The organism is Pseudomonas sp. C8002 (assembly GCF_013385765.1).
Taxonomy (GTDB): domain Bacteria; phylum Pseudomonadota; class Gammaproteobacteria; order Pseudomonadales; family Pseudomonadaceae; genus Aquipseudomonas.
Map to the genome: position 1 here is coordinate 288048 of NZ_JACAPJ010000003.1, position 22175 is coordinate 310222.

20 protein-coding genes are annotated in these 22175 nt (G+C 61.0%); all 20 read left to right on the forward strand.

The window, feature by feature from the left end; all coding sequences use genetic code 11:
- Window positions 1-4 precede the first annotated feature (4 nt).
- Entirely contained in the window at window positions 5-2041 is a 2037-nt protein-coding gene (flgK, locus tag HX814_RS04765; protein ID WP_102604682.1) for a flagellar hook-associated protein FlgK, read from the forward strand.
- Between the two features lie 14 nt (window positions 2042-2055).
- The gene (locus tag HX814_RS04770; protein WP_003214602.1) at window positions 2056-3639 is read left to right on the forward strand and encodes a flagellar hook-associated protein 3; all 1584 of its coding nucleotides are present in this window, start codon (window positions 2056-2058) and stop codon (window positions 3637-3639) included.
- A gap of 303 nt (window positions 3640-3942) precedes the next feature.
- Complete coding sequence (locus HX814_RS04775) at window positions 3943-4872, forward strand: ketoacyl-ACP synthase III (protein WP_003214601.1); 930 nt, start codon at window positions 3943-3945, stop codon at window positions 4870-4872.
- 266 nt (window positions 4873-5138) lie between these two features.
- Window positions 5139-6587, forward strand: a complete 1449-nt coding sequence (locus HX814_RS04780; RefSeq protein ID WP_177008385.1) for a flagellin — start codon at window positions 5139-5141, stop codon at window positions 6585-6587.
- Window positions 6588-6661: 74 nt separating this feature from the next.
- Entirely contained in the window at window positions 6662-7021 is a 360-nt protein-coding gene (locus HX814_RS04785; protein WP_102369676.1) for a flagellar protein FlaG, read from the forward strand.
- Window positions 7022-7101: 80 nt separating this feature from the next.
- Window positions 7102-8493, forward strand: coding sequence for a flagellar filament capping protein FliD (fliD, locus tag HX814_RS04790; protein WP_177008384.1), 1392 nt, complete (start codon window positions 7102-7104; stop codon window positions 8491-8493).
- Between the two features lie 129 nt (window positions 8494-8622).
- Window positions 8623-9018, forward strand: coding sequence for a flagellar export chaperone FliS (gene fliS / locus HX814_RS04795; RefSeq protein ID WP_003214591.1), 396 nt, complete (start codon window positions 8623-8625; stop codon window positions 9016-9018).
- A gap of 24 nt (window positions 9019-9042) precedes the next feature.
- Entirely contained in the window at window positions 9043-9339 is a 297-nt protein-coding gene (locus tag HX814_RS04800) for a hypothetical protein (RefSeq protein ID WP_008434847.1), read from the forward strand.
- A 171-nt stretch (window positions 9340-9510) separates the two neighbouring features.
- A complete protein-coding gene (locus tag HX814_RS04805) occupies window positions 9511-10986 on the forward strand; it encodes a sigma-54 dependent transcriptional regulator (RefSeq protein ID WP_003214588.1) in 1476 nt (491 codons plus the stop codon).
- A gap of 110 nt (window positions 10987-11096) precedes the next feature.
- Window positions 11097-12308 (forward strand): PAS domain-containing sensor histidine kinase, encoded by a 1212-nt coding sequence (locus HX814_RS04810; protein WP_102604700.1) that lies wholly within the window; start codon window positions 11097-11099, stop codon window positions 12306-12308.
- Between the two features lie 6 nt (window positions 12309-12314).
- Window positions 12315-13703, forward strand: coding sequence for a sigma-54 dependent transcriptional regulator (locus HX814_RS04815; RefSeq protein ID WP_177008383.1), 1389 nt, complete (start codon window positions 12315-12317; stop codon window positions 13701-13703).
- Window positions 13704-13832: 129 nt separating this feature from the next.
- Window positions 13833-14165, forward strand: coding sequence for a flagellar hook-basal body complex protein FliE (fliE, locus tag HX814_RS04820; RefSeq protein WP_003214581.1), 333 nt, complete (start codon window positions 13833-13835; stop codon window positions 14163-14165).
- 14 nt (window positions 14166-14179) lie between these two features.
- A complete protein-coding gene (gene fliF, locus HX814_RS04825) occupies window positions 14180-15955 on the forward strand; it encodes a flagellar basal-body MS-ring/collar protein FliF (RefSeq protein WP_008434839.1) in 1776 nt (591 codons plus the stop codon).
- The gene (gene fliG / locus HX814_RS04830) at window positions 15948-16967 is read left to right on the forward strand and encodes a flagellar motor switch protein FliG (protein ID WP_003214577.1); all 1020 of its coding nucleotides are present in this window, start codon (window positions 15948-15950) and stop codon (window positions 16965-16967) included. Before fliF ends, fliG begins: the two co-directional genes overlap by 8 nt.
- Window positions 16968-16977: 10 nt before the next feature.
- Window positions 16978-17742: a flagellar assembly protein FliH gene (gene fliH, locus HX814_RS04835; protein ID WP_008434837.1), complete on the forward strand. Its 765-nt coding sequence runs from the start codon at window positions 16978-16980 to the stop codon at window positions 17740-17742.
- Window positions 17732-19090: a flagellar protein export ATPase FliI gene (gene fliI / locus HX814_RS04840; protein WP_087694334.1), complete on the forward strand. Its 1359-nt coding sequence runs from the start codon at window positions 17732-17734 to the stop codon at window positions 19088-19090. Before fliH ends, fliI begins: the two co-directional genes overlap by 11 nt.
- Window positions 19091-19093: 3 nt before the next feature.
- Window positions 19094-19543, forward strand: coding sequence for a flagellar export protein FliJ (gene fliJ, locus HX814_RS04845; RefSeq protein WP_008434833.1), 450 nt, complete (start codon window positions 19094-19096; stop codon window positions 19541-19543).
- 88 nt (window positions 19544-19631) lie between these two features.
- Window positions 19632-19937, forward strand: a complete 306-nt coding sequence (locus tag HX814_RS04850) for an STAS domain-containing protein (protein WP_003214569.1) — start codon at window positions 19632-19634, stop codon at window positions 19935-19937.
- Window positions 19934-21652 (forward strand): fused response regulator/phosphatase, encoded by a 1719-nt coding sequence (locus HX814_RS04855; protein WP_177008382.1) that lies wholly within the window; start codon window positions 19934-19936, stop codon window positions 21650-21652. Before HX814_RS04850 ends, HX814_RS04855 begins: the two co-directional genes overlap by 4 nt.
- A gap of 30 nt (window positions 21653-21682) precedes the next feature.
- Window positions 21683-22030, forward strand: coding sequence for an Hpt domain-containing protein (locus tag HX814_RS04860; RefSeq protein ID WP_003214564.1), 348 nt, complete (start codon window positions 21683-21685; stop codon window positions 22028-22030).
- Window positions 22031-22175: the final 145 nt, after the last annotated feature.

A 22175-nucleotide genomic window follows, 5' to 3' on the forward strand; every position in this document is an offset into this window, starting at 1 on the left:
AATCATGAGTTTGCTCAATATCGGGATGTCGGGGCTCAATGCCGCCCAGGGATCGTTGTCGGTCTTAAGTAACAACATCGCCAACGTCAACACCCCGGGATACTCGCGTCAACAGAGCGCTCAGACCGCGAATGCGTCGAACGCCTACGGCGGCGTATTTATCGGCACCGGTACGACCCTGGCGGACGTGCGTCGGGTGTACAACCAGTTTCTCACCACGGCTTACCAGAACAGCACGGCACTCGACAGCGATGCCAACGCCTACCTGGACCAGGCCAGTGCCATCGACAAGACCTTGTCGGATTCCAACACCGGCATGTCTTCGGTGCTCAGTGCCTTTTTCGCGGCGGCGCAGACGGCTTCTGCCACCCCGGGCGACGTGTCCGCGCGCCAATTGCTGCTGACCAGCGCCCAGACCCTGAGCAACCGCTTCAACTCCATTTCCGGCCAGTTGAACCAGCAGAAACAAACGATCAACAGCCAGTTGAGCACCATGACGGACCAGGTCAACAAGCTGACGTCCTCGATCGCCTCGCTCAACAAGCAGATTGCCCAGGCCCAGGGGACTTCCAGCAGTGCGCCGGCCAACCTGCTGGACTCGCGTGACGAAGCGGTGCGCTCGCTCAACGAGCTGATCGGCGTTACGGCCACGGAAAAAAACGGACAGTTCAGTATTACGACCGGTACGGGGCAGTCGCTGGTGGAAGGCGGGATATCCAATAATATCTCTGCGGTACCGAGTAGCACCGACAATAGCCAGTACACCATCCAGCTCTCGATGGGCGACTCGTCCATTGACCTTGGCAATGTGGTCACCGGCGGCAGTATCGGTGGCTTGCTGCGCTATCGCAGTGACGTGCTGATGCCGGCCATCAATGATCTGGGGCGCATCGCGATTGCCACGGCAGACACGATCAACAACCAGTTGGGCCAGGGCCTGGACCTCAACGGCGAATTCGGTTCGTCGCTGTTCACCGATATCAACAGCGCGGCGGCGATTTCCCAGCGCAGCCAAGGGGCCGCCGGCAACAGCGCGGGGTCTGGCAACCTGAATGTCACGATCAAGGACAGCAGCCAGCTGACGACCTACGACTACAAAGTCACGTTTACCAGCGGTAACCAGTACAACGTCGTCCGCTCCGACGGCAAGGCCATGGGTTCGTTCGACACCACCACCACGCCGCCGCCGGTGATTGATGGCTTTACCCTGGCACTGGACGGCAAAGGGCCCATGGCTGCCGGTGACAGCTTCAAGGTCAGCCCCACGGCCAACGGGGCCACGGGCATCGGTGTCGATCTGAAGGACGTCAACAAGCTCGCCTTCGCGGGCCCCTTGGCGGGGAACGCAAGCAAGACCAACACCGGCACCGGTACGTTCACACCGCCTCAGCTGACTGTGCCGCTGGATATTCATGGCGGCGCTGATACCGCCCAGTTGCGCGCCGGCATCGAAAACTCCATGCCGGTAAAAATGCTCTTTGGCAAGCCGGCCGCCGACGGCACCCAGTCGTATACGGTGAGCGACGCGCAAGGCAATCCGATCGGCAGTGGCACCATCATCCCGGGCCAGGGCAACAAGATCAGCATCAACGTACCGATGCGCGATGCCTCCGGTGCGTTGATCCCGGGCAAAAGCTTCAACTTCGACACCACGGTCGGCGGCTCGCCTGCCAATGGTGACAGCACGACTTTCTCGTTCAACGCTTCGGGCACCTCCGACAACCGCAATGCCCAGCAATTGCTGGACTTGCAGACCAAGGCCACCGTGGGCGCCAGCGACGGCAGCCCGGGTGTGAGCCTGGTCAGCGCCAACGCCCGACTCGTGTCGCAGGTGGGCTCAAAAGCCAGCCAGGCCGCTACCGACTCCACCGCGACGGGTGCGCTGTTGGCAGCGAACAAGGCGGCCAGCAACTCGGTGTCCCAGGTCAACCTGGATGAAGAGGCGGGTGACATGATCAAGTTCCAGCAGTACTACACCGCGTCGTCGCAGATCATCAAGGCTGCGCAAGAAACTTTCAGCACACTGATTAATGCCCTTTAAAGGAGTCTGGGACGATGCGTATTTCTACACAGCAGTATTTCGACACCAGCGCCAGCAAGTACCAGACGAACTATTCCGGTGTGGTGAAAGCCCAGGACCAGGCGAGCAGCGGTATCCGGGTGCAGACCGCCTCCGATGACCCCGTCGCCGCCGCGCGCTTGCTGCAATTGCAGCAACAGAAAGACATGCTTGGCCAGTTCAACGGCAACATCAACACCCTGCAGAACTCGCTGACCAACGAAGAATCGGTGTTAAAGAGCATCAACACCGCCTTGCAGCGCGGTAATGAACTGGCGCTGCGTGCGGCCAACCAGTCCCTGAGCGATGACGATCGTAAATCCATCGCCAGCGAAGTGGGCGCGCTTGAGGACCAGGTGCTGGGCTTGCTCAACTCCAAGGATGCCAACGGCAACTACATGTTTTCCGGGTCGAAAACCGACACGCCGCCTTACATCCGCAATAACGACGGCACCTACACGTATCAGGGTGACGAGACGCCGCTGAGCTTGCAGATCTCGGACAATCTGTCGATGGCGGGGGGCGACACCGGTAAGTCGATGATGGAAAGTTCGACCAACACCGGTCGCACCCAGGCTACGTTGTTGCCGCCTGCGGTCAATGACGGCAAGGTCGCGGTATCGGCGGGCACGGTGACCTCCGGTGTCACCTACACCAAGAGTTTTACCGACGGCCAGCCCTACAAGCTGACCTTCAGCAGCAGCACGCAGTATTCCGTGACCGACAAGGACGGTAACGACGTTACCTCGGAGATTCCCGGCAACGGCACTTTCGATGCGACCAAAGAGGGCGCATCCAGCGTCAACCTGCGCGGCGTCAAGTTCGATATCAGCCTGACGCTCGGCGCGGACGTTGCGCCCGGCGCTGACTCCGACGCACTGGTGGCGGGCAAGGCGTTCACCCTGCAATCCAAGCCGGACACCTTCAGTGCTTCGCGTTCGCCAGGCAACGCGTCGACTGCACAAGTGACCGGTGGCCAGGTGACGGATCAGGCGGCCTACGCCAGCACCTTCCCTGATACCGGTGCGGTGATCAAATTCACCAGCGGCACCACGTATGAGGTGTATGCGCAGCCCTACAGTCCGAACAGCAAGACCATCGCGACCGGCACCATGGCTGCCGGTGCCACCTCGATCAACGCGGCCGGCGTGACGTTCGACATCAGTGGTGCGCCAGGGGCGGGCGACCAGTTTGCGGTCAGCGCCGTCAGCAACAAGAACGAAAACGCCCTGGACACGTTGAGCCAATTGCGCAAAGCCCTGGAAACGCCGGCTGACGGCAATCTGGTCGCGCAGAACAACCTCAAGGATGTGGTGGCCAAAACCATCGGCAACCTGAACAACGCCAGTTCACAGATTGACCAGGTGCGCGGCTCCATTGGTGCTCGCCAGAATGCCCTGGATCTTCAAACAGATGAAAACACCAGCCTGGGGACTGCCAATACCAACACCATGAGTTCCTTGGGCAACGTTGACATGGGTCAGGCGGCGATCAACCTGCAGCTTCAGCAAACCATGTTGCAGGCCTCTCAGTTGGCCTTTGTGAAAATCTCTCAGTTGAGCCTGTTCAACAAAATGTGATGTCCGCAGCTGCAAACCGGCGGCTCACCCTGGAAACGGGGTGGGCCGTTGTGGTTTTTGGCGTTTGTATGTCCCCGTGTTTCGCACAAAGCGCAGAAAATTGAGTGACCTGTGAGTCATAAAGCGCATCTTCACTGTATCGTGTGAAAAGGATAGGTCGTCGCCAGGTCTCTGCGAGGGCCTGCCGCCAGGGTACAAAGGCGGTTTTCGGCGAGTTTTTTGCGGGGTCATCCCCATTATTGTCAGCACCCGGCGACGTGTCTCGCGGGGTGTTCTCCAGCTATTTAGTATTGGGAAGCCACAATGATTGGCATAAAAAGCATCGCCAGTTACGTGCCGGCAGACGGGATTGATAACTACGCCCAGGGTGCCAAATTCGCCAAGGATGAAGAATTCATCATTGGCAAGATCGGTTCGGCGTTCCTGCCGCGCAAGGATGCCGCGCAGGAAACCTCCGATCTGTGCGTCGAGGCGGTCAACGCCTTGTTTGCCAACAACCCCGATTTGAAGCGCGAGTCCATCGATGCGCTGATCGTCGTTACCCAGAATGGCGACGAAGAGGGCTTGCCTCACACCGCCGCCATCGTCCAGGACAAGCTGGGCCTGCCGACGCACGTGGCGGCCTTCGATATTTCCCTGGGCTGCTCGGGCTACGTCTACGGCATCTATGCGATGAAGGGCTTCATGGAAGCCACCGGCCTGAAGAACGGCCTGCTGGTGACCGCCGATCCGTACTCGAAGATCGTCGACCCGGAAGACCGCAACACCACCATGCTGTTCGGCGATGCCGCTACCGCCACCTGGATGGGTGAAGACGCGCCGTGGCAGTTGGGCAAGTCCAAGTTCGGCACTGACGGCTCCGGTGCGCCGCACTTGAAGGTCAGCGATGGCGTGTTCTTCATGAACGGCCGCCAGGTGTTCAACTTCGCCTTGCTCAAGGTGCCGGCGCATTTGCACGAGCTGCTCAACGAATCGGACCTCAAGGCTGACGAGATCGATGCGTTCTGCATCCACCAGGGCAGTGCGGCGATTGTCGACGCCGTGGCCCGACGTTTCGAAGACGCGCCGGTGGACAAGTTCATCAAGGACATGGTCGAGACCGGCAACACCGTGTCCTCGAGCATTCCGCTGCTGCTGGAAAAGCACATGCTCGACTCCACCTGGAAGCGCGTCGCCATCAGTGGTTTTGGTGTGGGGCTGTCCTGGGGCTCGGCGATTTTGCACCGCCCTTGACGACTTAAAGGCGCTGCACAAAAAAACGCCCATGATCGAAAGATCATGGGCGTTTTTTATTTGGCGCCAGAAAGCCAACAATTGCTGGGGTTTGGGCTATCGTAAATGCTTGAATTAAAAGGGGTGGCACGGCGCCAGTAAAAAAAATCAAAAAAGTCCTCAAGCAACCTGCTTTCACGACGATAACTATTACGAAGGTTCTCTAGGCCACACCCGGCGGTTGCCAGGGCCGGAAGCCGCAGTACACCACCCACGAGGATTTCGTCATGGCATTAACAGTAAACACCAACCTTGCTTCGTTGACCGTTCAGAACAACCTGAACAAGGCTTCCAGCGCCCTGCAAACTTCCATGCAGCGCCTGTCCTCCGGCCTGCGTATCAACAGCGCCAAAGACGATGCGGCCGGCCTGCAAATCGCTGGTCGTCTGACCAGCCAGATCAACGGCCTGGGCGTTGCCATCAAGAACGCCGGTGACGGTAACTCCATCGCGCAAACTGCTGAAGGCGCGATGCAGCAATCCACCAACATCCTGCAGACCATGCGTTCCCTGGCTCTGTCGTCCGCTAACGGCTCCCTCAGCGCTGACGACCGTAAGTCGAACCAGGCTCAGTACGCGGCTCTGACTTCTGAATTGACCCGTATCGCTTCTACCACCACTTTCGGTGGTCGTAACCTGCTGGACGGTTCTTTCGGTACTACCGCTTTCCAAGTGGGCGCCAACGCCAACCAGACCATCAACATGAGCCTGGGCAACGTATCGGCTAACAACATTGGTTCGCAGCAGCTGCTGTCCAATGCTCCGACACCAGGCGCCGGTATTGCAGGCGGCAAAATCACCGTTACCGGTGGTGGCCAGGTATCTGATGAACTGACCATTGCCGCAAAAGCCTCGGCCAAGGATATCGCTGCCCAGTTGAACGGCGCAGTCGGTGGCCTGCAGGCTACCGCTAGCACCGAAGCCAAGTTCACTGTGCCTACTACCTTCCCGGCGGCCACTCCAAGCGGTGCGTTCACCCTGACAGTCGGTAGCGGTACTACTGCTCCTAAAGTTTCGTTCACCGGCATCACCAGCGCTGCTGACCTTGCCGGCCAACTGAACTCCAACGCTGCCAAGCTGGGCATCAGCGTTAACTTCGATCAGTCGACCGGCTCTCTGTCGATCAAGTCCGACTCGGGTGAGAACTTCACCTTCTCCGCAGCTGACACTGGTGGTGCGACCATCAGTGTTCAGACCAAAGGCGGCGATGGCAAGTTTGGCACCGCAGCAAACCTGGCTACTACTGACGTGATTGCCACCGGCGCTGTAGCCTTGAACTCCAGCTCCAGCTACTCCCTGTCTGGCGACGGCGTTCCCGGCGTGTTCGGTGACGGGACTGCAACCGCTGTTAACTCGGCTAAAGTCGTTGTCAGCAACACTGACGTGACCACCGCTGCCAATGCTCAGAGCGCTGTTGACGTGCTGACCCAGGCACTGTCCACCATCGACTCCCAGCGTGCTGACCTCGGTGCTGTACAAAACCGTTTCGACAACACCATCGCCAACCTGCAGAGCATCTCGGACAACTCCACCGCTGCTCGTGGCGTGATCCAGGACGTTGACTTCGCTTCTGAAACCGCTCAGTTGACCAAGCAACAAACCCTGCAACAGGCTTCGACTGCGATCCTGTCCCAGGCGAACCAACTGCCATCCGCTGTACTGAAGCTGCTTCAGTAATAACGGCGCTTGGTAACTGACGGAAGGGCGCGTTTACGTGCCCTTTTGTCTTTTGTCTAATGAGGTGATTGGTCATGGACATGAGCGTCAAACTGAACCTGTCTTACCCTGCGGCAGCGCCACAGAATGCACCTGCTCCTGTCAGTGCCGATCCGCAGAAACCCAAGGTGGACGCCGTTGCTGGCGCGAAAGATGCCCAGCAGCCATCGAGCCACACCGACTTGAAAAAAGCGGTCAACGACATAAACGAATTCATCCAGGCTGCCCAGCGCAAACTGGATTTTTCCATTGATGACTCCACCCACCAGGTTGTGGTCAAGGTCATTGCGACCGAAAGCGGTGAGGTCATTCGCCAGATTCCTTCGGAATTGGCCCTGAAACTCGCCCAGAGCCTTCATGACGCCAGCAGCTTGCTGTTTGACGCCAAGGTCTAAACTGGCATGAACTTTGTTGCGAAAACTGCCTAGAGCGTGATTCGTCAATAAAGCATCAGCCCCGGATTAGGAGAAAGACGATGACAGTCGTAGCAGGTCTAACGGTCAACGGCCCGGGTACGGGTATCGATGTGCAAGGCCTTGTGAAGTCGTTGGTGGGGGCGCAAACCGCACCCAAGCAAGCGCAGATCGATAGCCAGACCAAAATATCCACTGCGCAACTGACCTCGATCGGCAAGATCCAGGCGGCCCTGGATGCGTTCCGGGGCGCGCTGGACAACATGACCAAGACCGTCAACTTCAGCGGCCTGAGTGCGACGGTTTCGAACGACAAGCTCGCGACGGTCACGCTGGGCCCGGGCGCTGCGGCCGGCAACTTTACGTTGAACGTTACCAATTTGGCCACGGCGTCCAAAGTCTCCACGGCAGTGATTCCTGGTGGGCCGACGGCGGTTGTCAATTCCGGGGCTTCGGCGACGGTGTTTACGGTCTCCCAATCCGGCAAGGATTACAGCGTCAGTGTGCCGCCGGGCGGGACCCTGCAGCAGGTGCGTGACTCGCTCAATACGCAGTACGGTAATTCGGGCTTGAGTGCCAACATCCTGACCGACTCCAACGGTTCCCGGTTGGTGGTCACGTCCTCGACTACCGGTAAAGGTAGTGACATCACCTTCAAGGGCTCCTCGGGCCTGGATACGGGCGCGACGGTCGTGGGCGCGGCACCGGTGAACGCCGTGTATACTCTGGACGGCAGCCCTCAAGAGTCCACGAGCAATACCCTGCCCAACGCAATCAGTGGTGTGAGCATCACCTTGACGGGGGTTTCGGCAGCTGCCGACGGCCTTAACGGCGCTTCGACGATCAAAGTGTCTGCTAACGCCGCCACTCTTAAGTCGGCAGTCAAGGGTTTCACGGACACTTACACGGCGTTGGTCAAGGCTGTGAATGCCGAGACCCAGGTCACTACCAATGCCGACGGTTCCGTCACGCCAGGCGCGCTGACCGGGGACAGCTCTGTGCGTACCATGATGGCGTCGATACGCAATGTGATGAACTCGGTGACCGGTAGCGGCACGTTTTCATCCCTGGCGCAGTTTGGCGTGACCACGGACCAGACAGCGGGCACGCTGAGCGTCAGTGATGTGGCGTTTGACAAGGCCGCCCTCACTAACGGCTCTGACATCAACAGCATCTTCACCGGCCCCACAGGGCTGTTGGCAAGCCTGACGAATGCCACCGCCAACTTTGCGCTGAGCAAGACCGGGGTGTTCGCCCAAAAGTCCACGACCCTGCAGGACAATCTCAGGGACTTGACCAACCAACAGACCGCCCTGAACACGCGCTCTGATGCCCTGACGGCCTCCCTGACGGTTAAGTACAACGCGATGGACTCCCTGGTTGCCCAGCTCAAGGCTCAAGGCGACAGCGTCATGACCACGCTCAACTCGCTGAACAATCCGAAGTCCACCTGATTGGCGGATGGATAAAGCCCGCCGAAGGCGCTGAGTCAAAGCGCCAGGCGGGCTAAAGTTTTGTGTAACGCCGTCGACATAATAATCAGCGTCCACCCTTTTAGCTGTCGCCTGTCACGAGGTAGAAACATGAATCCCATGAGAGCCCTTCGCCAATACCAGAAGGTCAACACCCACGCCCAGATCTCCGAAGCCAGCCCGCACCGCCTGGTGCAGTTGCTGATGGAAGGCGCACTGGATCGTATGGCGCAGGCCAAGGGTGCGATGGCTCGCGGTGATATCGCGCAGAAGGGGCTGATGCTGGGCAAGGCGGTGGACATCCTCGTCGGGTTGCGTGACGGCCTGAACCCCGAGAAGACCCCGGACCCGATTGCACTGCAGCAGTTGGATAACCTGTATGCCTTCATGACCATGCGCCTGCTGGAAGCCAACCGTCAGAATGACGCTGCGATGATCGATGAGGTCGCAGGTCTGATGATTACGCTCAAGGAAGGCTGGGACGGTATTGCCACAGAGGTACAGTAGGCCGTAAGGCCTGAGGACGATGTCATGAGCCAAGCATTGCAAAAAATCGACGAGACCCGTGAGGCGCTGTCCGAGGCGTTGGCTGAACGCAACTGGGGGGCGATCGGCGAACTGGATTTGGGCTGCCGCGCGTTGATCGATGCTGCGCTCAACGAGGATTCGGCGGATGAGGCAGCCATTCGGGCAAAACTGGAAGACTTGCTTTCGGTCTACCAGCAGTTGCTTGAGGCGACGACAGGGGAGCGACAGGCTATTTTCGAAGAGATGTCGCAGTTCAACCGAGCTAAACACGCGTCAAAGGTTTACCATATGTTCGGCTGAAGGCTCAGTTAATCCGAACACCGCGCGTCATAAATTTGACTGTGCACGATTTTTTGACTTAACTAGTGCTATTTTCAGACGTCAGAAAGCCGTAGCGCAGAAAATGCCTACAGCAATCTAGATTGCCCCAACTCGAGGGCATTAGAGTTTTACTAGGGAAGTTGCTATTGCATGTGGCGTGAAACCAAAATTCTGCTGATCGATGACGATAGCGTTCGGCGCCGCGATCTGGCGGTGATCCTGAATTTTCTTGGCGAAGAAAATCTACCCTGCGGCAGCCACGACTGGCAGCAGGCGGTCAGCTCTTTGTCGTCGAGCCGCGAAGTCATTTGTGTGCTGATCGGGACGGTAAACGCTCCTGGTGCAGTTCTGGGCTTGTTAAAGACACTGTCGACCTGGGATGAGTTCCTTCCTGTTTTGCTGATGGGCGATATTTCTTCCGTGGACCTTCCGGAAGACCAGCGCCGCCGCGTGCTTTCCACCCTTGAAATGCCCCCCAGCTACAGCAAATTGCTCGACTCCCTGCACCGTGCCCAGGTCTACCGCGAGATGTACGACCAGGCCCGCGAGCGCGGCCGTCACCGCGAACCCAACCTGTTCCGCAGCCTCGTCGGCACCAGTCGTGCGATCCAGCACGTGCGCCAGATGATGCAGCAAGTAGCCGACACCGACGCCAGTGTGCTGATCCTTGGCGAGTCGGGCACCGGCAAGGAAGTGGTCGCACGCAACCTGCACTACCATTCCAAGCGTCGTGACGGGCCGTTCGTGCCGGTCAACTGCGGGGCGATCCCGGCAGAGCTGCTGGAAAGCGAACTGTTCGGCCACGAGAAGGGCGCCTTTACCGGGGCGATCACCAGCCGTGCCGGGCGTTTTGAACTGGCCAACGGCGGCACCCTGTTCCTCGACGAAATCGGCGACATGCCGCTGCCGATGCAGGTCAAGCTGCTGCGGGTATTGCAGGAGCGCACCTTCGAGCGCGTGGGCAGCAACAAGACCCAGAGCGTCGACGTACGCATCATCGCGGCCACCCACAAGAACCTCGAAAGCATGATCGAGGTCGGCAGCTTCCGCGAAGACCTGTACTACCGCCTCAACGTATTCCCGATCGAAATGGCGCCCCTGCGCGAGCGCGTCGAAGACATCCCGTTGCTGATGAACGAGCTGATCTCGCGCATGGAACACGAAAAGCGTGGTTCGATTCGCTTCAACTCGGCGGCGATAATGTCACTGTGTCGCCACGGCTGGCCGGGCAACGTCCGCGAGTTGGCCAACCTGGTGGAGCGCATGGCGATCATGCACCCGTACGGGGTGATCGGCGTGGTCGAGCTGCCGAAGAAATTCCGCTACGTCGACGACGAAGACGAGCAATTGGTGGACAGCCTGCGCAGCGACCTGGAAGAGCGCGTGGCCATCAACGGCCACACGCCGGACTTCGGCTCCACCGCCATGCTGCCGCCGGAAGGCCTGGACTTGAAGGACTACCTCGGCAGCCTCGAACAGGGCCTGATCCAGCAGGCACTCGACGACGCCAACGGTATCGTCGCCCGTGCCGCCGAGCGCCTGCGCATCCGGCGTACCACCCTGGTGGAGAAGATGCGCAAGTACGGCATGAGTCGCAAGGAAGGTGATGAACAGGCGGATGATTGACGCCTGTTTTTCAACTGACTGAAAACTAAGCCTATTTTTTTAGGCACGGGTATTGCTACAGCACTCGCAACGTTCCGTTTAACTGACGGTCAGCCAAGCGAGAGAGCATGATGCCCCACGCCGCCCAACTATCTTCGGTCCCTGACACTCAGGGGCCGGCCCCCTCCGTAGAGCAGATCAGCCGTCTGGGGCTTGAACAGGCTTTTTCCCTGTTCAACCAGATGTCGAGCCAGTTGACTGACTCCTACAGCCTGCTGGAAGCCCGGGTTTCCGAGCTTAAAGGCGAGTTGGCCGTGGTCAGTGCCCAGCGCATGGAAGAGCTGGCCGAGAAAGAGCGACTGGCCAACCGTCTGCAAAACCTCCTCGACCTGTTGCCCGGTGGCGTGATCGTCATCGACGAGCAGGGCCGTGTGCGCGAAGCCAACCCGGCGGCCTGCAACATGCTTGGCCTGCCGCTGGAGGGCGAGCTGTGGCGCGAGGTCATCACCCGCTGCTTTGCCCCCCGGGAAGACGACGGCCACGAAATTTCCCTCAAGGATGGACGCCGCCTGTCCATCGCCACGCGTTCCCTGGATGCCGAGCCTGGCCAGTTGGTGTTGCTCAACGACCTGACTGAAACCCGGCACCTGCAAGACCAGTTGGCCCGCCATGAGCGCCTGTCGTCTTTGGGGCGAATGGTCGCTTCCCTGGCCCACCAGATTCGTACGCCATTGTCGGCCGCGCTGATTTACGCCAGTCATTTGACTGATGAGCAATTGCCCGCCGCCACCCACCAGCGTTTTGCCGGTCGCCTCAAGGAGCGCCTGCACGAACTGGAGCATCAGGTGCGCGACATGCTGGTGTTTGCCCGCGGCGAATTGCCGCTGACCGATCGCGTCACCCCGGCCGCCTTGATGCAGTCCCTGCAAGCGGCGGCCGCCACTCATATCCAGGAAGCGTCAGTCCGTTGGCAGTGCGACAGCCATTACGGCGAGTTGCTGTGCAACCGCGACACCCTGGTGGGCGCGCTGCTCAACCTGATCGAAAACGCGACCCAGGCCAGCGGCCCCGGGGCGCGGCTCAAGGTGCACCTGTACAACCGTGGCGAGACCCTGCGCCTGAGCATCAGCGACAGCGGCAGCGGGATTGACCCGGCGGTGCTGCAGCGCCTCGGCGAGCCTTTTTTTACCACCAAGACCAACGGGACCGGCCTGGGCCTGACCGTGGTCAAGGCAGTCGCCCGTGCACATCAGGGAGAATTGCAGCTGCATTCCCGGTTGGGTCGTGGCACGTGCGCGTTGATCACGCTGCCGCTGTTTTCATGCGCCGTCAGCGCGGAGTAAAAGGTCATGGCTATCAAGGTTTTATTGGTTGAAGACGATCGCGCCCTGCGTGAAGCATTGGCTGACACGCTGTTGCTGGCGGGCCATGACTATCGGGCGGTCGGTTCTGCCGAAGAAGCCCTGGACGCGGTGGAGCAGGAGTCCTTCAGCCTGGTGGTCAGCGACGTCAACATGCCGGGCATGGACGGACACCAGTTGCTCGGCCTGTTGCGTGCGCGCCAGCCGCAACTGCCGGTGCTGCTGATGACCGCCCACGGCGCCGTCGAGCGTGCCGTCGACGCCATGCGTCAGGGCGCTGCGGATTACCTGGTCAAGCCCTTCGAACCCAAAGCCTTGATCGAACTGGTCGCCCGGCATGCCCTTGGCACCCTGGGCGCTGCCGAGGGTGAAGGTCCGATTGCCTTCGAACCGGCCAGCGCGCAATTGCTGGAACTGGCGGCCCGTGTTGCCCGCAGCGACTCCACCGTGCTGATCTCCGGCGAGTCCGGTACCGGCAAGGAAGTACTGGCGCGCTACATCCACCAACAATCCCATCGTGCCAGCCAGCCGTTCATTGCGATCAACTGCGCGGCCATTCCCGACAACATGCTCGAAGCCACCTTGTTCGGCCATGAGAAGGGCTCGTTCACCGGCGCCATCGCGGCGCAGGCCGGCAAGTTCGAACAGGCTGACGGCGGCACCATCCTGCTCGACGAAATCTCCGAAATGCCCCTGGGCCTGCAAGCCAAGTTGCTGCGGGTATTGCAGGAGCGCGAAGTGGAGCGGGTGGGCGCACGCAAGCCGATCCAGCTGGACATCCGTGTGGTCGCCACCACCAACCGCGACCTGGCGGGCGAAGTGGCGGCGGGGCGCTTCCGTGAGGACCTGTTCTACCGGCTCTCGGTGTTCCCGTTGGCCTGGCGCCCGTTGCGCGAGCGCCCGGCCGACATCATCCCGCTGGCCGAGCGCCTGCTGGGCAAGCACGTCAATAAAATGAAGCATGCCCAGGCGCGCCTGTCGGCCGAGGCCCAGGCCTGTCTGATCAGTTACCCGTGGCCCGGCAACGTGCGGGAACTGGACAATGCGATCCAGCGTGCGTTGATTTTGCAGCAGGGCGGCCTGATCCAGCCCCAGGATTTCTGCCTGGCCATGGGCGCGGGCGCGGGCGCAGCCCCGCAGCCGAGCCTGGCTGCGGCGCCACAGGTCGAAGCCGTGCCTGCCGAATCCGCCGGCGCCCTGGGCGACGACCTGCGTCGCCGGGAATTCCAGATGATCATCGACACCCTGCGCTCCGAGCGCGGGCGCCGCAAAGAAGCCGCCGAGCGCCTGGGCATCAGCCCGCGCACCCTGCGCTACAAGCTGGCGCAGATGCGTGACGCCGGGATGGACGTGGAAGCCTATCTCTACGCCACCTGAAAATTCTCAAAGCCGACAGGGCCAGTCGCCTTTTCTTACAGAATGCCACGGAGCTGGCACCCTTGTTGCTACCACCCCTGTAATCGCTGTGTAGTGTCAAAAAATTGCGGGTCGTCGGAGAGAAAGTTCATGAGCCAAGGTGTTGAGTTCAATCGGTTGATGTTGGATATGCGGTCCATGCAAATGGATGCCATGGCTCAACCGAAATCCGCCGCGCAAGCCGTACCGGAATTGGGCCAGAGCAGCTTTGCCGACATGCTCGGCCAGGCCATCAACAAAGTCAGCGACACCCAGCAGGCATCCAATCAGTTGGCGACCGCCTTCGAGATCGGCAAGAGCGGCGTGGACCTCACCGACGTGATGGTCGCCTCGCAAAAAGCCAGCGTTTCATTCCAGGCCTTGACCCAGGTGCGCAACAAACTGGTTCAAGCCTATCAAGACATCATGCAGATGCCGGTTTAAGGACGATTTGAGTCATGGCAGAAGCACTCGTGGATAACGCACCCGCCAAGGCAGACGGCAAGCCGCCGCTGTTTGGCCTGTCGTTCCTGGAAAACCTCTCCGAGATGACCATGTTGCGTCAGGTGGGCCTGATGGTCGGCCTGGCTGCCAGCGTGGCGATTGGTTTTGCCGTGGTGCTGTGGTCCCAGCAACCGGATTACCGTCCGTTGTACGGCAGCCTGGCCGGCATGGATTCCAAGCAGATCATGGAAACCCTGGCGGCGGCAGACATCAGCTACACCGTCGAACCGAATTCCGGCGCCCTGTTGGTCAAGGCCGACGATGTGGCCCGTGCGCGGATGAAACTGGCGGCTGCCGGCGTAACCCCGTCCGACGCGAATATCGGCTTTGAAATCCTCGACAAGGACCAGGGCCTGGGGACCAGCCAGTTCATGGAAGCCACCCGCTACCGTCGCGGCCTGGAAGGCGAACTGGCGCGCACCATCTCTGCCCTGAACAACGTCAAGGGCGCCCGTGTGCACCTGGCGATTCCGAAAAGCTCGGTGTTTGTGCGCGATGAACGCAAGCCCAGCGCCTCGGTCCTGGTCGAACTCTTTGCCGGCCGCTCCCTTGAGCCTGGCCAGGTATTGGCGATCATCAACCTGGTGGCCACCAGCGTTCCTGAATTGAGCAAGTCGCAGATCACCGTAGTCGACCAGAAGGGCAACCTGCTGTCGGACCTCGCGGAAAACTCTTCGCTGACCATGGCCGGCAAGCAGTTCGACTACAGCCGCCGCATGGAAAGCATGCTGACCCAGCGGGTGCACAACATCCTGCAACCGGTGTTGGGCAATGATCGCTACAAGGCTGAAGTGTCGGCCGACGTCGACTTCAGCGCCGTCGAATCGACCTCCGAGCAGTTCAACCCGGACCAGCCGGCCCTGCGCAGCGAGCAATCGACCACCGAACAACGTACCGCCAGCAATGGCCCGCAAGGCGTGCCGGGTGCCCTGAGCAACCAGCCACCAACCCCGGCCACTGCCCCGCAAACCACCGGTGGCGCTGCCGCTACCGCAGGCGCGGTGCAGCCTGGCCAGCCGCTGTTGGACGCCAACGGCCAGCAGATCATGGACCCGGCCACCGGCCAGCCCATGCTCGCGCCGTACCCGGCCGACAAGCGCAACCAGTCCACCAAGAACTTCGAGCTTGATCGTTCCATCAGCCACACCAAGCAGCAACAGGGTCGGATCAATCGCCTGTCGGTGTCGGTGGTGGTGGATGACCAGGTCAAGGTCAATGCCGCAGACGGCGCCATCACCCGCGCCCCATGGAGCGCCGATGAATTGGCGCGCTTCACTCGCCTGGTGCAGGACGCGGTGGGCTTCGATGCCAGCCGTGGCGACAGCGTCAGCGTGATCAACATGCCGTTCTCCGCCGAGCGTGGCGAAGTCATCGCCGAGGCAGCGTTCTATACTCAGCCGTGGTTCTGGGACATCGTCAAGCAAGTGCTGGGGGTGTTGTTCATCCTGTTGCTGGTGTTCGGCGTACTGCGCCCGGTGCTCAACAACATCACCGGCCACGGCAAGAAGCAACTGGCCCTGGCCGGCGGCGACGTCGAGCTGGGTGGCATGGGCGGCCTCGATGGCGAACTGGCCAACGACCGCGTGAGCCTCGGTGGCCCGCAAAGCATTCTGTTGCCGAGCCCGAGCGAGGGTTATGACGCTCAGTTGAACGCAATCAAGAGCCTGGTGGCCGAAGACCCGGGTCGTGTGGCCCAGGTCGTGAAAGAGTGGATTAACGCAGATGAGTGATAGCCGAGCTGCAGTAGCCAAACTCTCCCGGGTCGACAAAGCCGCCGTGCTGTTGCTGTCCCTCGGAGAAACCGACGCCGCCCAAGTGCTGCGCCACATGGGGCCCAAAGAGGTTCAGCGTGTCGGCGTGGCCATGGCGCAAATGCGCAATGTGCACCGCGAGCAAGTCGAGCAGGTGATGAGCGAGTTCGTCGAGATCGTCGGCGACCAGACCAGCCTGGGCGTCGGCTCCGACAGCTACATTCGCAAGATGCTCACCTCGGCCCTGGGCGAAGACAAGGCCAACGGCCTGATCGACCGCATCCTGCTGGGTGGCAACACCAGCGGCCTCGACAGCCTGAAGTGGATGGAACCGCGGGCCGTGGCCGACGTGATCCGCTACGAACACCCGCAAATCCAGGCGATCGTGGTGGCGTATCTCGACCCCGACCAGGCCGGTGAAGTGCTCGGCCACTTCGACCATAAGGTGCGCCTGGATATCATCCTGCGCGTCTCGTCGTTGAACACCGTGCAGCCGGCGGCCCTGAAAGAACTGAACACGATTCTCGAGAAGCAGTTCTCGGGCAATTCCAACGCTTCGCGCACCACCCTGGGCGGCATCAAGCGTGCGGCCGACATCATGAACTTCCTCGACAGCTCGGTGGAAGGCCAGTTGATGGACTCGATCCGCGAGATCGACGACAGCCTGTCGGTACAGATCGAAGACCTCATGTTCGTGTTCAACAACCTCTCCGATGTCGACGACCGTGGCATCCAGGCGTTGCTGCGGGAAGTGTCCTCCGACGTGCTGGTGCTGGCCCTCAAGGGCTCCGATGAAGGCGTCAAGGAAAAGATTTTCAAGAACATGTCCAAGCGGGCTTCCGAACTGTTGCGCGACGACCTCGAGGCCAAGGGCCCGGTGCGCGTCAGCGACGTGGAAACTGCGCAGAAGGAAATCCTCACCATTGCCCGCCGTATGGCCGAAGCCGGAGAAATCGTTCTCGGTGGGAAGGGCGGCGAAGAAATGATTTAAGGCGCCGCGCATGTCGAACAAAGATGAGACGCCCAGCGATCTGATTCGCGCACGGGACGTCGGAGGGTTCGACGTCTGGTCGCTGCCCAGTTTCGACCCGCATCGCCCGGAGCCTGAGCCGGAGCCGGTAGAAGAACCCCCGGCCGAGATGGAAGAAGTGCCGCTGGAGGAAGTCCAGCCACTGACCCTGGAAGAGCTCGAAAGCATTCGCCAGGAAGCCTACAACGAAGGTTTCTCCACCGGCGAGAAGGACGGTTTTCGCAGCACCACCCTCAAGGTCCGCCAGGAAGCCGAGGCCGCGCTGAGCGTCAAGCTGGCCAGCCTGGAAACCCTGATGGGCAGCCTGTTCGAGCCCATCGCCGAGCAGGACTCACAGATTGAAAAAGCCATGGTCGGGCTGGTGGAGCACATCACCCGCCAGGTGATTCAGCGCGAATTGGCCCTGGACTCCACGCAAATCGAAAGCGTGATGCGCGAAGCCCTCAAGCTGCTGCCCCTGGGCGTCGGCAACGTGCGGCTGTACATCAACCCGCAGGATTTCGAACAGGTCAAAGCCCTGCGCGAGCGCCATGAAGAAACCTGGCGCATCGTCGAAGACGCCGCGCTGCTGCCCGGTGGTTGCCGGGTCGAGACCGAGCACAGCCGCATCGATGCCACGGTGGAGACGCGCATCACGCAGATCATGGCCAAGCTGTTCGATCAGTTGCACGAGCAGGCGCTGCACCCGGCAGAGCCGGACTTGAGCGTCGAGCTGGACACCCCCGATGCGCCTTGACCGCACCAGCTTCGCCAAGCGCCTGGGTGGCTATGCCGAAGTCACCGAGTTGCCCGGCCAGCCGATCCTGGAGGGCCGGCTGCTGCGCATGGTCGGCTTGACCCTGGAAGCCGAAGGCCTGCGCGCCGCCATGGGCAGCCGCTGCATGGTGATCAACGACGACAGCTACCACCCGGTGCAGGTCGAAGCCGAAGTGATGGGGTTCTCCGGCAGCAAAGTATTCCTGATGCCCGTCGGCAGCGTTGCCGGCATTGCCCCCGGCGCTCGCGTGGTGCCGCTGGCCGACACCGGCCGCCTGCCGATGGGCATGAGCATGCTCGGCCGCGTGCTGGATGGCGCCGGGCGCGCCCTCGACGGCAAGGGCGGGATGAAGGCCGAAGACTGGGTGCCGATGGACGGCCCGACCATCAACCCGCTCAAGCGCAACCCCATCAGCGTGCCGCTGGACGTGGGCATTCGCAGCATCAACGGTTTATTGACGGTGGGCCGCGGCCAGCGCCTGGGCCTGTTTGCCGGTACCGGCGTGGGTAAGTCGGTGTTGCTGGGCATGATGACGCGCTTTACCGAGGCCGACATCATCGTGGTCGGACTGATCGGCGAGCGGGGCCGGGAGGTGAAGGAATTCATCGAGCACAGCCTCGGCGAAGAAGGCCTCAAGCGTTCGGTCGTGGTGGCCTCACCGGCGGATGACGCGCCGCTGATGCGCCTGCGCGCCGCGATGTACTGCACACGCATCGCCGAATATTTTCGCGACAAGGGCAAGAACGTCCTGCTGCTGATGGACTCCCTGACCCGTTTCGCCCAGGCCCAGCGGGAAATCGCCCTGGCCATCGGCGAGCCGCCGGCCACCAAGGGCTATCCGCCGTCAGTGTTCGCCAAGCTGCCCAAGCTGGTGGAGCGTGCCGGTAACGCCGAAGCCGGTGGTGGTTCGATCACTGCGTTCTACACCGTACTCTCCGAGGGCGATGACCAGCAGGACCCGATTGCCGACTCGGCGCGGGGCGTGCTCGACGGGCACATCGTGCTGTCCCGGCGCCTGGCCGAAGAAGGGCACTACCCGGCCATCGACATCGAAGCCTCCATCAGCCGGGTGATGCCGTCGGTGGTCACCCCGGAGCACATGATGCGCGCGCAGCAGTTCAAGCAACTGTGGTCGCGTTATCAACAGAGCCGCGACCTGATCAGCGTCGGCGCCTATGTGGCCGGCGGCGATCGCGAGACCGACCTGGCAATTGCCCTGCAACCGCAACTGGTGACGTACCTGCGCCAGGGCCTCAACGACAAGATCAGCATGGGTGAAAGCGAGGCTCACCTGGGCACCATCTTCGCGCCGGCGCCGGGCGGATAAACCATGGCCAACACTCGCGCCGCGCGCCTTGCCCCGGTAGTGGACATGGCCGAAAAAGCTGAAAAGACCGCCGTCCAGCGCCTGGGGTACTTCCAGGGCCAGGTTCGCCTGGCGGAAAGCAAGCTGGGGGACCTGGAGCGCTTTCGCGGCGAGTATCAGCAGCAGTGGATCGAGCGTGGCAGCAAGGGCGTCTCCGGGCAGTGGCTGATGGGCTACCAGGGCTTTCTCAACCAGTTGGAAACCGCCGTCGGCCAGCAGCGCCAGAGCCTGGCCTGGCACCAGGCCAACGTCGACAAGGCCCGCGACAGCTGGCAACAGGCCTATGCCCGGGTCGAAGGCCTGCGCAAACTGGTGCAGCGCTACATCGACGAAGCCCGTGCACTGGAAGACAAGCGCGAGCAGAAACTGCTGGATGAATTGTCCCAGCGTCTTCCCCGCCAAAACCCCTATTAACCACGCCCTCGCTCCTACATGGATTTGCCCACTTCCCTATCACCTGCTACACCTTGTTGCACATTGCCAATGACAAGGAAGCAGTCGTATGTCAGTCGAATCAGAAGTGTCCCTGGACGGGACGAAGTTGACGATCACCGTCAGGGGGCGATTCGATTTCGGTAGCCACCAGGCCTTTCGTGATGCCTACGAGCGGTTCTACAAGGTGCCCGAGATCTACGTGGTGGACTTGAAGGAAACCACCTACATGGACAGCTCGGCCCTGGGCATGCTCCTGCTCTTGCGTGACCATGCCGGAGGCGACAATGCCGAAGTGCAGGTGGTCAACGCCAACTCCGATGTGCGCAAGATCCTGGCCATTTCCAACTTCGACAAACTGTTCGACCTCACTTGAGCGTCCTGGCCCCGGTCCTCGAGGCGCTGACGGTGTTGATCGCCGAAGACAGCGCCGCCGACCTGTTGTTGCTGTCGACCATCGTGCGCCGCCAGGGCCACCAGGTGCTGACCGCCAGTAACGGCCAGGAAGCGGTCGATGTGTTTACCCGTGAACGGCCGCAGTTGGTGTTGATGGACGCCCTGATGCCGGTGATGGACGGCTTCGAGGCGGCCCGGCAGATCAAGCAACTGGCGGGGGAGGCGCTGGTGCCGATCATCTTCCTCACCTCCCTGCGCGAGAGCGAAGCCCTGGCCCAGTGCCTGGATGCCGGGGGCGACGACTTCCTGGCCAAACCCTATAACCAGGTGATCCTCGCGGCGAAGATCAACGCCATGGACCGCCTGCGCCGCTTGCAGGCCACGGTCTTGCAGCAACGCGACCTGATCGCCCGGCACCACGACTACCTGCTGCAGGAGCAGCGAGTGGCCAAGGCGGTGTTCGACAAGGTGGCCCACTCGGGCTGCATCAACGCCGCGCCGAATATTCGTTATGTGCAGTCGCCCTACGCGCTGTTCAACGGCGATTTGCTGCTGGCCGCGTACACGCCGTCGGGCGATATGCATGTGCTGCTGGGGGACTTTACCGGCCACGGTTTACCGGCGGCGGTCGGCGCCATGCCCCTGGCGGAAGTGTTCTACGGCATGACTGCCAAGGGCTACGGATTGGCGCAAACCCTGCGGGAGATGAACGCCAAGCTCAAGCGCATCCTGCCGGTGGACATGTTCTGTTGTGCCACCTTGCTGTGCCTCAGCGCCCAGCGACGGGTGGTGGAAGTGTGGAATGGCGGCATGCCCGACGGCTACGTGCATGACGTCACCACCGGCAAGCGCACGCCGCTGGTGTCGCGGCATTTGCCATTGGGCGTGCTGGCGGCCGAGGCGTTTGATGACCGCACTGAAGTCTGGCCGATGGCGCTGGGTGACCGAGTGTTTTTGCTGTCGGATGGTGTGCTGGATACCGCCGATGCCCATGAACAGTTGTTTGGCGCCGAGCGGTTGCAGCAGGTGTTTGCGGCCAATCGCGAGCCGGACCGGTTGTTCGAGGAGATCGAACAGGCCCTGGCGGGTTTTCGCGGTGAGGTGCGCGATGACATCAGCATGGTGGAGATCAGCCTGCAGGCGGATGAGCCGTTGCGTTCGTCGTCGGTGGTGTATTCCGACAGTGGGCAGTCGTCGCCGCTGGATTGGTCGGTAAGTTTTGAGTTTCGTGCCGAGACGCTCAAGTCCTACAACCCTTTGCCGTATTTGTTGCAGTTGCTGTTGGAGATTCATGGGCTGCGGGAGCAGAGCGGGGCGTTGTACAGCGTGATGGCAGAGTTGTATTCCAATGCGCTTGAACATGGTGTGCTGGGGCTGGATTCGCGGCTCAAGCGGGATGCACAGGGGTTTGCTGCGTATTACCGCGAGCGTAATGAGCGGCTGGCGCGGTTGGATAGCGGGTATGTGCGGGTGCACCTGGATGTGGTGCCGACCGGGGAGGGGGGGTGTCTGACGCTGCGGATCGAGGACAGTGGGGCCGGGTTTGATGTGGATAAGGTGCTGGCCAGGCCGCTGGATGTTGACCGTCTGTCTGGTAGGGGATTGAGCCTGGTGCGCCAGTTGAGCAGCGATGTAGGCTGGTCTGACGGCGGGCGGTGTGTGTGCGTGGAGTTTTCATGGAAGGCTCTGGCATAATCCGCCGATTCTTGATCAAGGAGCGAACAAGTGGCAGAGATTCATCTGGACCCCGATGTGCTGACTGGCTTGCAGGAGGTCATGGAGGGCGAGTATCCGAAGCTGCTCGACACTTTTCTCGATGACTCGCAAAAGCGGGTAGAGGCGTTGCGCCGGGCTCGGGATGATGCCAAGGCGCTTGGGCGGATTGCGCATAGCTTCAAGGGGAGTAGCGGTAATCTTGGGGCGGTGCGGTTGGCTGAGCTTTGTCAGTTGCTCGAGGATAAGTCCGCCAAGCCTGTGGTTGCGGATTTGGCGCAGTTGGTGGATGAGATTGACCATGAATTCGCGCTGGTGCGGCCGTTGTATGAGCATGAGCGGGGGCGGTTTCAGCTCTGACGCTTTTGGTGTGTATATCCGTTTCTTCGGTAACGGCGGCTTATGGTTTCGCTCTTGCAGCGAGTCACTTTGCAAAAGCGGCACAGTAACCAAAGCGCTCTGCCCCATCAAAAACCAGAGCGAAAGCAGAGCTGCTTTTCTGTGG